This is a genomic window from Allobosea sp. 05T422_2, assembly GCF_056396265.1.
Map to the genome: position 1 here is coordinate 1 of NZ_JBFTLD010000165.1, position 14,655 is coordinate 14,655.

Sequence of the window (14,655 nt, forward strand, 5' to 3'; positions counted from 1 at the left end):
GCCTTCAACCTGTCGGCCGGCACGATCGGCGCCAGCCTCGCGGGCGCCGGCGCTCTGGCAAAGACGGGTGTAGGCACGCTGATCCTGACCGGCACCAATACCTATACCGGTGGTACGACGATCTCAGCCGGCACCTTGCAGCTCGGCAACGGCACGACCGATGGCACGATCCTCGGCTCCGTGATCAATAACGGTACCTTGGCTTTCAACACCTCCGGCAGCATCAGCTATGGCGGTACGGTCACCGGCACGGGCGCTCTAASCAAGGCGGGCAGCGGCACGCTGACGCTCACGAGTGCCATCGGCAGCACCGGCGCGACAAACATCAATGGCGGCACTCTGAAACTGGGCGCCGGCGGCGCCCTCTCCAGCGACAGCCTGCTCAACATCAACAGCGCGGCGGGCGTCTTCGATCTCGACGGCCGCACGCAGACGATCGGTGGGCTCGACGGCTTGGGCGAGGTCAAGCTCGGCAGCGCTGCGCTGACGGTCTTGAGGACGTCCAGTTTGTCGAGTTTCGCCGGCGTGATCTCCGGCACCGGGTCGCTTACCAAGAGCGGGGCCGGCCAACTCGTCCTGACCGGCGACAACACCTATACGGGCGGGACGACGATCTCCGGCGGGACGCTTCAAATCGGCTCGGGCACGACAACCGGCTCGATCCTGGGCAATGTCGTCAATGACGGCATGCTCGCCTTCAGCCGCAGCGACGACTACATCTTCGCAGGCAACATCTCCGGCTCCGGCCAGGTCACCAAGGCCGGCAACGCCAAGCTCATCCTGACAGGCAACAACACCTATACCGGCGGTACGACCGTCAGCTTCGGGACGTTGCAGATCGGCGACGGCACGACCGATGGCAGCATCGCCGGCAATATCTATGTCCGCACCAGCCTTGTCTTCAACACGGCCGGCACGAGCAGTTATGCCGGGGGGGCCTTCGACGGCGGCAGCGATCGCGGCACCTTCACTAAGGACGGTGCGGGCACCTTGACGATCACCGGGGAGAACACCCATCGGGGCGGCACCAAGGTGGTCGCCGGCACGCTCAAGCTCGGCGGCAACAACCGGCTGGGCAGCGATGGCGACCTCGAGGTCCAGTCGGGCGCGACCTTCGACATGGATGGCAGGGCACAGGGCCTCGCCAAGCTCGAAGGCGCCGGCACGGTCCAGCTCGGTACGGGCGGCGCACTGACGGTCGGCAACGCCGGTGCCTCCTCGACCTTCGCCGGCGGCATTATCGGCGGCGGTTCGCTGACCAAGGCGGGGACGGGCACGCTCACGCTGACCGGCGCCAACGGCTTCACCGGCGGCACGACGATCAGCGGTGGCACATTGCAGATCGGCGATGGCAGCGGCACCGGCTCGCTCGTCGGCAATGTCGTCAACAATGCCGCGCTCGCCTTCAACCGCACCGGCAGCCTGAGCTTCGCCGGTGACATTTCCGGCACGGGTGCGTTGACCAAGAGCGGGGCGGGCACGCTGATCCTGACCGGCGCGGCCAGCCATGCCGGCGGCACGACGATCAGCGCCGGCGCCCTGCAGATCGGCGACAGCGGCACGACCGGCGCGATTTCCGGCAACATCCTCAACAACGGCGCGCTCAGCTTCAAGCGCACGAACGACCTTAGCTATGCTGGCGTGATCAGCGGCAGCGGCTCACTGACCCAGGCCGGCAGCGGCACCCTGACGCTGACGGCGGTTAACACCTTTTCCGGTGGCACGACCATCACCACCGGCGGCACGCTGCGGATCGGCAATGACGGCACGAGTGATGGTTCGGTCGGTGGCGCTGTTTTCAATGACGGCACGCTCGAATTCGACAACCTGAACGCTGCCAGCTTCGCCGGCGTGATCTCCGGCAATGGCGCGCTCCGCAAGCTTGGCAGCAACACGCTGACCCTGACCGGCGCCAGCACCTATTCCGGCCCGACCTCCATCGCCGCCGGCACCTTGCTGCTCGGCGGCAACAACCGGTTGAACACGAGCAGCGATGTCTCGGTCTCCTCGGGAGCGTCCTTCGACCTTGGCGGCTTCTCGCAAGGCATCGGCGCCCTCAGCGGTGCAGGCGAGGTCAAGCTCGGTTCGGGCGGGGCGCTCAGCGCAGGCACGACCACCGATTCGATCTTTGCCGGCGCCATCAGCGGCGCGGGCTCGCTGACCAAGACGGGCACGGGCAGCCTGACCCTGACGGGCRACAACACCTTTACCGGCAGCACGACGATTGCTGCCGGCACGCTTCAGATCGGCAATGCCGGAACGGCTKGCGCGCTTGCGACCAATGTCAGCAATAGCGGCGTCCTCGCCTTCAACCGCATCAACGAATACATCTTCAGCCACGTCGTTTCCGACGGCGTCGGCGCAGGCTCGGTCGAGCAGAACGGCACCGGACGAACGATCCTCACCGGCACAAACACGTATACGGGAGGCACCACCGTCAATGCCGGCGCCCTGCAGATCGGCAATGGCGGCGCGGCGGGTTCGATCGCGGGCTCGGTCACGGTTGCGTCCGGCGCCGAATTCGCGGTMAAGCGCTCCGATATCTATGCGATGCCCAATGCCGTCAGCGGTGCAGGCAGCTTCGCTCAACGCGGCACCGGCACGACGGTCCTCGGCGATGGCATGACCTATAGCGGCGGCACCGTGATCGAGGCCGGCACGCTCAAGGTCGGGAGCGGCGGCGCACAGGGCTCGCTCGGCAGCGGCGCCATCGCCAATGCCGGCGCCCTCGTCATCGACAAGAACAACGCGATCACGATCGCCGGCGCGATCAGCGGCACCGGCAGTTTCGAAACGACCGGTGGAACCGGCGGCACGGGCGTCACCAAACTCTCGGGCGCCAGCTCCTATACTGGCGCGACCACGGTCAGCGGCGGCACGCTGGAGGTGTCGGGCTCGCTCGGCAACACGGCGGTCACGGTGCAGAGCGGCGCGACGCTGGCCGGCGCAGGCACGATCGCCGGTGCGGTCACCATCGCCAGCGGCGGACGCCTTGCGCCAGGTGCCAATCCCGGCACCCTGACCACGGGCACGCTCAGCGTCGGTGCGCTGACCTTGTCCTCCGGTTCGCAGCTCGATTTCGATCTCGGCCTGCCCAATCTCCCGACCGGGAGCGGCAGCGATCGCGTCGACGTGACCGGCAATCTCACGCTGGCCGGCACCCTCAATGTCGCGAATACCGGCGGTTTCGGCGGCGGCATCTACCGCCTGATCAACTATGGTGGCACGCTGACGAATAACGGTTTGACGCTGGGCACGCTGCCGAGCGGCGTTTCGGCCGGCGATCTCTCGGTGCAGACCTCCGTCGCGAGCCAGGTCAACCTGGTCAACAGCAACGGCCTCACCCTGAAATTCTGGGACGGCGGCGCGGCGGGCAACGCCAATAACGGCGCGATCGATGGCGGCGCCGGAATCTGGAGCGCAACCAGCGGCAACTGGACCGACCAGAACGGCAGCATCAATGGCCCGGCGGCGCCGGCCCCGGGCTTCATGGTCTTCCAGGGCACGAGCGGCATCGTCACGGTCGACACGAGCCTCGGCACGGTCTCGGCGACGGGCATGCAGTTCGCAGCGGACGGTTACAGGATCGAGGGCGGTACTGTTACCCTCAGCGGCACGCAGGCGATCATCCGTGTCGGAGACGGCACCTCGGGCGGCGCCTCCTATGTCGCAACCATCGCATCGAGCCTGACCGGTACGAGCGAACTGGTGAAGACCGATCTCGGCACGCTCGTCCTCTCCGGCACCAACAGCTACACCGGCGGCACGCTGCTGAATGCCGGCACGCTTTCGGTCTCCGCCGATGGCAATCTCGGCCAGGCGGCCGGCGGCCTCGTCTTCAACGGCGGCGTGCTGCGCGTAACCGGCACGAATTTCACCGCGACCAGCCGGGCCGTGAGCTGGGGCAGCAATGGCGGTGGCTTCGACATCGCAGACGCGGCCAACAGCTTCACTCTGAGCCAGGCGCTCAGCGGCACCGGCGGGCTTGCCAAGCTTGGCGCGGGCACGCTCGTCCTGACCGGAGCGAACAGCCATACTGGCGGCACGACGATCTCGGCTGGTACCTTGCAGGTCGGTGCCGGCGGCACGACGGGCGAATTGACCGGTGCGGTCGTCAACAACAGCAGGCTTGCCTTCAACCGCTCGGACAGCGTGACCTTCGCAGGCGCCATATCCGGCTCGGGCGCGCTGACCCAGATGGGGTCGGGCACGCTGATCCTGACCGGCGTCAACAGCTACACGGGTGGCACAGCGATCAGCGCCGGCACCTTGCAGATCGGCGATGGCGGCACGACGGGGGCGATCAGCGGCAATGTCGCCATTAGCGGCACGCTGGCCTTCAACCGATCCGATATGGTCGCCTTCTCCGGCCAGATCTCCGGGACGGGTGCTCTGAAGCAGCTTGGAACCGGCACGCTCGACCTCACCGGCGTCAACACCTATTCCGGTGGCACGACGATCACGGCCGGCACGTTGCGCGGCAGCGCAACCAGCTTCGGCAGCGGCGCAATCCTGAACAACGCCGCCCTGGTGATCGACCAGGGCAGCGACGCCCAGTTCGCCAACGCCATCAACGGTATCGGCCGCTTCACCAAGACGGGCACCGGCTCGCTCAACCTGACCGGCACCAGCACGCTGTCGGGCCCCACCACGATCGCGGCCGGGCGGCTCGCCGTGAACGGCTCGCTCGCCATTTCCGCCGTGACCGTCGAAAGCGGCGCGACGCTTGGCGGCAATGGTACGATTGGCCGACTGAACGTGCTCAGCGGGGGTATTGTCGCGCCAGGCAACTCCATCGGCACCTTGACCGTCAACGGCAACGTAAGCTTCGCGCCGGGCTCGATCTATCAGGTCGAGGTGAATGGCGCCGGCCAGTCGGACCAGATCATCTCGACCGGCACGATCACGTTCTCCGGCGCCACGCTCGCGATCGCGGCCATCTCGGGCGCGATGCCGCCCTCGGCGCGCTTCAAACTCTTCGATGCAGCAGGCGGTGTTTCCGGCCAGTTCACCTCGGTGACCAGCAATTTCGCCTTCCTGACCCCGGGCCTGAGCTACGATGCCGCGCAAACCTACCTGACGATCGCGCGCAACGATGTCTCCTTCGGCAGCGTCGGCCAGACCCGCWACCAGACGAGCCTGGGCACGGCAGGCGAACGGCTCGGCACCGGCAATCCGGTCTATGATGCCATCGTCAAGCTCGATGCCCCCTCGGCGCGCCAGGCGTTCGACGCCCTGTCGGGCGAAGTGCACGCCTCGGCGCAGGCCATCCTGGTCGAGGACAGCACTGTGGTGCGCGGAACGGCGATCGATCGCCTGAGGTCGGCGTTCGGGACCGTCGCGGCGGCGCAGCAGCCGGTCATGACCTACGGCTTCACGGCCGATATGGCAGCGCCCGTCACCGGGCCGATGCCGCGGCTCGTTCCCAGCGACCGTTTCGCGGTCTGGGGGCAGGGCTTTGGCTCCTGGGGCCGTAATGAGGCCCAGGGCGGCGTGTCGAAGCTCTCGCGCTCAAGCGGCGGCTTCCTGCTCGGCGCCGATGCCGCGGTCTTCGACAACTGGCGCGTCGGTTTCTACAGCGGCTACAGCCGTTCGACCTTCGAGGCGAAGGGCCGGATCTCCTCCGGCAACAGCGACAATTATCATCTCGGTCTCTATGGCGGCGGCCAATGGGGCGCGCTCGGGCTGCGCGCCGGCGCCGCCTATAGCTGGCACGACCTCACGGTCGATCGCACCGTCTCCTTTACCGGTTTCTCCGACCGGCTGAGGAGCGACTACAATGCGGCAACCGCGCAGGTCTTCGGCGAACTGGGCTACCGCATCGATGCCGGGCGCGTCGCGCTCGAGCCCTTTGCCGGCCTTGCCTATGTCAACCTGCAGAGCGACGGCTTTACCGAGCGGGGCGCGGCGGCGGCTCTTGTCGGCCGCAGCTCCGACATGAGCACCGCCTTCACGACTCTGGGCCTGAGAGCATCGACGAACGTGACCGTGCACGGCATGGGCCTGGAGTTGCGCGGTGCGCTCGCCTGGCGGCACGCCTTCGGCGACGTCACGCCAGCCTCGCTCCTGTCCTTCGCTGGCGGCACCCCGTTCAGCATCACGGGCATCCCGATCGCGAAGAACGCGGCCGTCCTCGATGCCGGGCTCGACCTGGCCGTGTCGCCCAATGCGACGCTCAGCCTGTCCTATGGCGGCCAGTACAGCGCCCATGCGATCGAGCAGACTGTCAAGGGCACCTTCGCCGTCAAATTCTGACCGGGCGGATCCTGCCAGACCTTCAGCAAGAGGTGCCCTCGGGCGCCCCTTGCTTCGTCGCGGTCGGCGTAGATCGCCCGGCCTTGCCGCCTCACGGCGCCGCTTTGATCCCAGGACGCCCATTAGGGGCATCGGACCAGCCCTTTGGCGTATTGACGCTCGATGCAATCGATTACATCCTGCCGATAGTCCCGATTAATACGGGACAAGGGAGGAAACGATGATCAACAGCATCACAACCCGCAGGGGACTTCTGACGGCTGCCGCAGTGCTGGCGATGAGCGGCGCGGCGAGTGCACAACAATCCTACAAGATCGGGCTGTCGAATGGATGGGTCGGCAGCGAATGGCGCACGCAGATGATCGAGGAGGCCCAGGCCGCGGCCGCCGCCTGGAAGGCGAAGGGCGTCAATGTCGAGGTCGTGGTCCAGAGCTCGACCGTGGATGTGCAAGGCCAGATCGGCCATGTCCGCAATTTCGTGAACCAGGGCGTCAACGCCATCATCATCAACCCGAACAGCCCGACGGCCTTCGACCCGGTCTTCGCCCAGGCCAAGGCGCGAAACATCCTCGTCGTGTCCACCGATGCCGAGGTCTCGTCCAAGGACGCGATCTATGTCGGCATCGACCAGAAGGACTGGGCGATGAAATCGGCGGAGTGGCTCGCCAAGGCGCTCGGCGGCAAGGGCAATATCGTCACCATCAACGGCATCGCCGGACACCCTGCCAATGAGATGCGGGTCGCGGGCTATCGCGAAGTCTTCGCCAGGAACCCCGACATCAAGGTGCTGAACCAGGCCAATGCCGACTGGGACCAGGCCAAGGGTCAGCAGGCGATGCAGAACCTGCTCGYGACCTATCCGGCGCTCAACGGCGTCTGGGTGCAGGACGGCATGGCGGATGGCGCCTGGCGCGCGATCGATGCCGCCGGCAAGAAGGACCAGACCGCTGCGACTGGCGAGATCCGCAAGGATTTCCTGACGCGCTGGTCCGAGCAGAAGCTGAACTCCGGCGCCTCGGTCAATCCGCCGGGCGTGATGGCCTCGGCGCTCAACGTCGCGGTGCTGCGCCTGATGGGCAAGGAGTTCAAGGATGGCGTGTTCAAGGGGCAGTATGGCAACGCCATCTACATCCCGATTCCGTTCGTCGACAATGCCAGCCTGCCGGCGGCTCTGAAGCAGGCGGAGGGCAAGCCGGGCTACTGGTCTGTCACTGCGGTCGTGACGCCCGACGAGGCCCAGCAGTACTTCAAATAGCCATGGCTCTCCTTGAGGCCCGGGGCGTCGGCAAGCGCTTTGGCGCCGTTGTTGCCCTTTCCGATGGGCGGCTCAGGGTCGAGGCGGGCGAAATCCACGCCCTTCTCGGCGCCAATGGCTGCGGCAAGAGCACCTTGTGCAAGACTGTGGCAGGCGCCGTCGCGCCTGACGCGGGAACCATTGCGATCGATGCCGAGCCGCGGCATTTCCGCGGCCCGCGTGATGCGGAGCGCGCCGGCATCGCCCTGTTCTACCAGGAGCTCAGCCTCATCCCGCAGCTCAGCGTCGAGGCCAATCTCGGCCTCGGCCATGAGCCGCGCACGCGGCTGGGCTTCGTCGACCGTCGGAGCTTGCGGGCGAGGGCGCGTGAACTGATCGCTCTCTTTGAGGGCGTCGCGGGGCCGGACCTGACGCCGGAGGCGCTGATTGGCGATCTGACGCCCGATCTGCGCCAGATCGTCGAGATCCTGAAGGTGCTTGCCCGCGGGCCGCGCCTGCTGATCCTGGATGAGGCGACGGCGGCACTCGACGGGCGGCAGGCCGAGCGACTCTTCGAAATCCTGCGCCGGCGCAAGGGCGAGGGGGTCTCGACCCTGATGATCTCGCACCGTCTCGACGAGGTCTTTGCCGTCGCCGACAGGATCACGGTGATGCGCGGCGGCGCGACGGTCGCCGAGCTCGCAACGGCTGAGACCGATCGTAATACCGTCGTGCGGCACATGGTTGGCGAGACAAAACTTCGCCCTGCTGCCGGACGGCGCCCGCCTGCGGCACAGGCACAGGCAGGGCTGGTCGTGGCCCATGTCTCGAACCCGCGCCTGCGCGATGTCTCGCTCAGGGTGGCGCCGGGCGAGATCGTCGGTCTCGGCGGGCTGCAGGGACAGGGGCAGTCGGCCTTCCTGCAAGGGCTGTTCGGCGTCCTGCCGTTTTCCTCCGGTGCGGTCACGCTCGCGGGCGAGGCCTTCATGCCGGCCCGACCGGCCGATGCGATCCGGCGCGGCCTCGCCTATGTCTCCGGCGACCGTGGGCGCGACGCGGCCCTGAGCGGCCGCTCGATCTTCGAAAACCTGATCGCTGCCGTCCTCGTCCGCGAGAAGCGGGCGCTCGTCCGGCGGAGCGTGCTCGTGCCGCGCGCCGCGCAGCATGCCGACAGCCTCAGGACCAAATATGCGAGCCTTTCCGCAGCGATCGGCACGCTGTCGGGCGGGAACCAGCAAAAGGTCTTCATCGCCCGTTGGCTGGCGACCGGGCCGCGCGTCGTCCTGCTCGACGATCCGACCAAGGGCATCGATCTCGCCGCCAAGGCCGATCTGCTGGCGATCATGCGGCAGCTCGCCGACGCGGGGGCGAGCATCCTGATCTACTCCTCCGAGGACGCCGAATTGCTGGAATGGTGCGATCGCGTCGCCGTCTTCAACGCCGGGCGGATCGTGGCCGAACTCGCCGAGAACACGCTGGATCCCTTCCATCTGACGCGCGCCTCCTATGGAGAGGTGGCATGAGCGCAGCCCTGATCCGCAGCCGGCCCTGGATGCTGACGCTCGCCGCGCTGATCGTACTCGTCCTGGTCAACACCGCCTTCCAGCCATCCTTCGTCCAGCCGGCGGTGCTGCAATCGAATCTCACGACTTTCCTGCCGCTGGCGCTGGTCGCCATCGGCCAGACCTATGTCGTGCTCAGCGGCGATATCGATCTCTCGGTCGGCGCGATTGCCGCGCTCGTCAATGTGGTGACGGTCAGCGTCATCGCCGCGATCGGCGGCGAGGGGATGGCGGCCATCTTGGCCGGCATGCTGGCGGGGCTGACGACCGCGCTGCTCTGCGGGCTCGTCAATGGCCTGCTCGTCGCGCTGCTCCGGCTCCAGGCCATCGTCACCACCTTCGCGACCGGTATCGTCTTTGCAGGGGCGGCGCTCTTCGTGCTGCCGCAGGCCGGCTTGCCGGTGCCCGAGCGATTCTGGCGCAGCTATGGCGCGACGCTGCTCGGGCTGCCGGTCGTGCTCTGGATCCTGCTGGCGGGGCTCGCCTTTGCGCTCGTCTTCGCCCGCCGGCCCTTTGCCGCGCATCTGCTGGCCGTCGGTGGCAGCCGTGTCGGTGCCTTCCAGACCGGCCTCAGGCTGGAGCGCATCCGCATCGGCGCCTTTGCCCTGTCCGGCCTGTTTGCCGGTTTCGCGGCCCTGTGCCTGACCGGGGAGACGGCGAGCGGCGATCCGCTGCTCGGACAGAGCCTCGCGCTCTCGTCGATTTCGGCCGTCGTGCTCGGCGGCACGGCGCTCTCCGGCGGCTCGGGCAGCCCTGTCGGTTCGGTGCTGGGCGCGCTGGTGCTCGGCATGATCGGAAATGTCATCTTCTTCGCCGGTCTGCCCTTCGCCTGGCAGACCCTGGTCCAGGGCGTCATCGTGCTCGCCGCACTGGCCGGCGGCGTGCTGGTGACGCGGCGATGACGGTGCGGGCCCTTCTCACCAATCCGCTGGCGCTCGCCGCGGGGGCGATCGCGCTGCTGCTCGCCATCGGCGAAGCGCTGTCGCCGGGTTTTGCCCAAGGCGACCAGATCGTCCGCCTGACGACAGTGGCCGCGATCCTCGGCATCGTCGCTGCCGGTCAGAACCTCGTCATTCTCGGCGGGCGCGAAGGCATCGATCTGTCGGTCGGGCCGATGGTCTCGCTCGGCGCGGTCATTGCCGGCAATGTCATGGCCGGGCAGGACGCCGCCATCCTGCCGGCGGTGCTGGCCGCCTGCGGCGTGACCTTCGGCATCGGGCTGGTCAACGGGCTTGGCGTCACCCTGGTCCGGATTCCGCCGCTGGTCATGACGCTCGGCATGACCGCGATCATCCAGGGCGGCCTCGTCGTCTATTCGCAGGGCGTACCCTCCGGCAATGCCGCGCCAGCCCTGATGGCCTTCGTCAATCGCCCGTTGCTGTTCGGGCTGCCCGGCATCCTCCTGGTCTGGGCCGTCATCGCACTGGCGCTCGGCTTCGTTCTGCGCTGCACGGCCTTCGGGCTCGGCGTCTACGCAATCGGCGCCAATGAGCGCGCCGCCATGCTCGTCGGGCTGCCCGTCGCGCGCATCCGCTGCCTGCTCTACGGCTTCTCAGGCCTGTTCGCCGGCCTCGCGGGTGTCTGCGTCATCGGTTACACCGGCAGCTCCTTCATCAGCGTCGGCGATCAGTACGTCCTGTCCTCGATCATCGCGGTGGTCATCGGCGGCACATCGCTCGCAGGCGGCGCCGGGGGCTATCTCGGCACGGTGCTCGGGGCGCTGGCGCTCGTGCTGCTGCAGAGCGTGCTGACGACCTTGCAGCTTGAAACCTATGGCCGTCAGATGATCTTCGGCCTGACGCTCCTGGTGCTGATGCTGCTTTACGGCCGTCAGGCCAGGCTGCGGGTCTGATCATGAGCGTGCCCACGATCGCCACGGTCGCAGAACTCGCCGGCGTCTCGACGGCGACGGTCTCGCGGGCATTGCAGCGCCCCGACAAGGTCCAGCCGGAGACCCGTCGGCGCGTGCTCGAGGCCGTGGCGGCGACAGGTTTCGTGCCGAACTCCCAGGCGCGCAATCTCMGGAGCCGCGCGACCCGCACGGTCATCCTGCTGGTGCGCGACATCTCGAACCCGTTCTATCTCGAGATCTACAAAGGCGTCGAAGAGGCGGCCATGCGGGCCGGGTACAAGGTGCTGATGGGGGATGCGCGCGATGACGACGAGCGCATCACCCACTATGTCGACATGGTGCGCGCGCGCCACGCAGACGGGCTCATCCTGATGGTCGGTCGCTTCCCGGACGCCCTGAAGACGGAGCTGTCGCGGCTGCCGCCGATCGTGATCGCGCTCGAGACCTTTCCCGAGCTCGCGCTGCCGACCGTCTCGATCGACAACATCGCTGCGGCCCGGCAAGCCGTCGAGCACCTGCTCGGGCTCGGCCACCGCCGCATCGCCCATATCACCGGGCCGCTGCCGGAGCGGCTCGCGGTCGACCGGCTGGCCGGGTATCGGAGCGGCCTCGCCGCAGCGGGCATCGCGGCCGATGAGGCGCTGATCGTCGAGGGTGATTTCAGCCTGGACGCCGGCCGCCGGGCCGTGCGCCGTCTCAATGAGACCGGGACCGGTTTCACGGCGCTGTTTGCGGCCAGCGACCAGATGGCATTCGGTGCGATCAGCGAATTGCGCGCTTGCGGGCTTTCGGTCCCCACGGAGGTCTCGGTCGTCGGCTTCGACGATATCGTGCTCGCCGACGCCTTCATGCCGCCGCTGACCACGATCCACCAGCCGCGTTTCGATATCGGGCGACAGGCGATGGCGCGCATGATCGGTCTCCTCGGCGAGGAGCCGGCCGCCGCCAATCTGGTGATGGAGACACGCCTCGTCGTGCGCGGCTCCACCGCTCCTGTGCCACTCTGCCCGAACCCCAACCTGAGAACGAAGGAATGAGACGATGAAAGGTCCAGCCCTGTTCCTCGCGCAGTTCGTCGGCCCGACGGCGCCCTTCGACAGTCTCGATGGTCTTGCCGGCTGGGCGGCCGGGCATGGCTATGTCGGCGTCCAGATCCCGACCAACGATCCGGCGCTGTTCGATCTGGCGCAGGCGGCGCAGTCGAAATCCTATTGCGAGGACATCGTCGCCAGGCTCGATCGCCATGGCCTCCAGGTTACCGAGCTATCGACCCATCTCCAGGGCCAGCTGGTCGCCGTGCATCCGGCCTATGACCTGCTCTTCGACGGCTTTGCGCCGGCAGCTCTGCGCGGCAAGCCTGCCGAGCGGCAGACCTGGGCCGTGGACCAGCTGAAACTTGCCGCCCAGGCCTCGCGAAATCTCGGCCTCGCCACGCATGCCACCTTCTCCGGTGCCTTGGCCTGGCCCTATGTCTATCCATGGCCGCAGCGGCCGCAGGGCCTCATCGAGGAAGCATTTTCGGAACTGGGCCGACGCTGGACTCCGATCCTCGACGCCTTCGACGAGGCCGGCGTCGATCTCGCCTACGAGATCCATCCCGGCGAAGATCTCCATGATGGCATCAGCTTCGAGCGTTTTCTTGAATCGGTTGGTGAGCATCGACGCGCCACCATCCTCTACGATCCCTCGCATTTCCTGCTGCAGGCGCTCGACTATCTCGCCTTCATCGACATCTACCACGCGCGCATCCGGGCCTTCCACGTCAAGGATGCCGAGCTCAACCCGACCGGCCGTTCCGGCGTCTATGGCGGCTATCAGGGCTGGGTCGAGCGGCCCGGCCGTTTCCGTTCGCCGGGCGACGGGCATGTCGACTTCGCCGGTATCTTCTCGAGGCTGGCCCAGTACGATTATCGGGGCTGGGCGGTCGTCGAGTGGGAATGCGCCCTGAAGCACCCGGAACAGGGAGCAGCCGAAGGTGCTGCGTTCATCCGCAGCCATATGATCCGCAGGGCCGAACGGCCCTTCGACGATTTCGCTGCGAGCGGCGCCGACAGCGCGACCAACGGCAAACTCCTGGGGCTCACCCGATGAACGCGCGCATTCGGCTCGGCATGGTGGGAGGCGGCGAGGGCGCGTTCATCGGCGCAGTGCACCGCATGGCAGCGCGTCTCGACGGCGAATACGAGCTTCTCGCCGGGGCGCTTTCGGCCACGCCCGAAAAGGCCCTGCGCTCGGGCCTTGCGCTCGGTCTCGACCCGGCGCGGGTCTATGCCGATTTCGAAGCGATGGCGCGGGCCGAAGCGCGACGTCGCGACGGCATCGAAGCCGTGGCCATCGTCACGCCGAACCACATGCATGCTCCCGCCGCGCTCGCCTTCCTGAAGCGCGGCATCCATGTGATCTGCGACAAGCCGCTGGCGACGAGCCTGAAGCAGGCGCAAGGCCTGAAGGCGGCGACGGACCGTGCGGGCGTGGTCTTCGCGGTGACCTATAACTATTCCGGCTATGCCATGGTCCGCCATGCCCGGGCGATGGTCGCAGCCGGCGAGATCGGCCGCATCCGGGTCGTCCAGGTCGAGTACCCCCAGGAGTGGTTGACGGAGGCGCTCGAACAGACCGGCCAGAAACAGGCGGAATGGCGCACCGACCCGGCACGCTCCGGTGCCGGTGGGTCGATCGGCGATATCGGCACGCATGCCTTTCATCTGGCGGGCTTCGTCTCGGGGCTCGCGGTGACGGAGATCTCGGCCGAACTCACCAGCTTCGTGGCCGGCAGGCGTCTCGACGATAATGTCCAGGTCATGCTGCGCTACGAGAATGGCGCGCGCGGCAGCCTCTGGGCGAGCCAGGTCGCGCCGGGCAATGAGAACGGCCTGCGCCTGCGCATCTATGGCGACAAGGGCGGGCTCGAATGGGCGCAGGAACAGCCCGATCAGCTGAAATGGTCGCCCTTCGGCGAGGTGCAGCGCATCGTCACGCGCGGCTCCGGCGGCGCCAATGCGGCAGCGCAACGTGTCACCCGTGTCCCCGCCGGGCACCCCGAAGGCTATCTCGAAGCCTTCGCCACGATCTACCGGGAGGCCGCCGCCGCCATCCGGGCGCGCCAGGCCGGACAACCCATCCCTGGCGACTGCACGTTCCCGACGCTGGAGGACGGGCTTCGGGGCATGGCCTTCATCGAGGCCGCGGTCGCCTCATCGAAGGCAAACGCGCGCTGGACGAAACTGAAGGGCTGAAGGAGCTGCCACCCTGCGAGCCGCGTGCGGCTGGATCAGGGGGAGTTTCAAAGCTCCCCCGGGCGCTGGTCTGGGCGTTCGCTTCGGTAAGGTGCCTTGGCGGGAACAGCTCATTGCTGCAGTGGGTTGCTTTCAGAAGCTCACCCTGATCTGGGCCTGGCCGCCGAGGCGGTTGGTGGAGCCGGAGAGCTCGCCGTCGAGGCGGGCGCCGAGCGTGACGGAGGGGCTGAGCCTGAGGTCAAGCCCGGCGGCCAGCAGCGCGCTGTTGCGGGCGGGCCTGGCGCCCTCGACCGCGAAGCCTGAGCCGGTCAGGCCGGCGATCGAGGCGGAGAGACCGGCGTCACGCTGGTAGTAATGCGCCCAGYTCGCCCGGAGATAGCCGGCGACAGGCAGCCCATTCAGCCCGCTGGCATAGTCGAGCTGCAGGCCAAGCTCGCTGCGCGAGGTGATGTCGTTGCGCCGGGCGAGCGCCAGCGCGCCGGCATTGGCCCCGGCCCAGTTCGCCTCGGTCAGGGC

Annotated in this window: 9 protein-coding genes; 8 read left to right on the forward strand and 1 reads right to left on the reverse strand. The window is 67.6% G+C overall.

All coding sequences use genetic code 11. The features are described 5' to 3' along the window. From AC1DJT_RS23870 to AC1DJT_RS23905, 8 genes are all read left to right on the forward strand, one after another. Positions 1-6,255 (forward strand): autotransporter-associated beta strand repeat-containing protein (locus AC1DJT_RS23870; protein ID WP_476835002.1); only part of this gene is annotated, 6,255 nt, incomplete at its 5' end. A 220-nt stretch (positions 6,256-6,475) separates the two neighbouring features. Next, positions 6,476-7,510 (forward strand): substrate-binding domain-containing protein, encoded by a 1,035-nt coding sequence (locus tag AC1DJT_RS23875; protein ID WP_476835003.1) that lies wholly within the window; start codon positions 6,476-6,478, stop codon positions 7,508-7,510. Positions 7,511-7,512: 2 nt separating this feature from the next. Beyond that, positions 7,513-9,012, forward strand: coding sequence for a sugar ABC transporter ATP-binding protein (locus AC1DJT_RS23880; protein WP_476770014.1), 1,500 nt, complete (start codon positions 7,513-7,515; stop codon positions 9,010-9,012). Next, positions 9,009-9,953 (forward strand): ABC transporter permease, encoded by a 945-nt coding sequence (locus AC1DJT_RS23885; protein WP_441491060.1) that lies wholly within the window; start codon positions 9,009-9,011, stop codon positions 9,951-9,953. The genes AC1DJT_RS23880 and AC1DJT_RS23885 overlap by 4 nt, the downstream gene beginning before the upstream one ends. Beyond that, positions 9,950-10,903, forward strand: coding sequence for an ABC transporter permease (locus tag AC1DJT_RS23890; RefSeq protein ID WP_441508217.1), 954 nt, complete (start codon positions 9,950-9,952; stop codon positions 10,901-10,903). The genes AC1DJT_RS23885 and AC1DJT_RS23890 overlap by 4 nt, the downstream gene beginning before the upstream one ends. A 2-nt stretch (positions 10,904-10,905) precedes the next feature. Next, on the forward strand, positions 10,906-11,940 hold the full coding sequence (locus AC1DJT_RS23895; protein WP_476769900.1) for a LacI family DNA-binding transcriptional regulator: 1,035 nt from the start codon (positions 10,906-10,908) through the stop codon (positions 11,938-11,940). Between the two features lie 4 nt (positions 11,941-11,944). Next, positions 11,945-12,994 (forward strand): sugar phosphate isomerase/epimerase family protein, encoded by a 1,050-nt coding sequence (locus AC1DJT_RS23900; protein ID WP_476769899.1) that lies wholly within the window; start codon positions 11,945-11,947, stop codon positions 12,992-12,994. Continuing rightward, positions 12,991-14,139, forward strand: a complete 1,149-nt coding sequence (locus tag AC1DJT_RS23905) for a Gfo/Idh/MocA family protein (protein ID WP_476835004.1) — start codon at positions 12,991-12,993, stop codon at positions 14,137-14,139. Before AC1DJT_RS23900 ends, AC1DJT_RS23905 begins: the two co-directional genes overlap by 4 nt. A 132-nt stretch (positions 14,140-14,271) precedes the next feature. On the opposite strand, the gene AC1DJT_RS23910 is transcribed toward AC1DJT_RS23905, so the two are convergent. Continuing rightward, positions 14,272-14,655: autotransporter domain-containing protein (locus AC1DJT_RS23910; RefSeq protein WP_476835005.1), on the reverse strand; the 384-nt coding region annotated here is incomplete at its 5' end.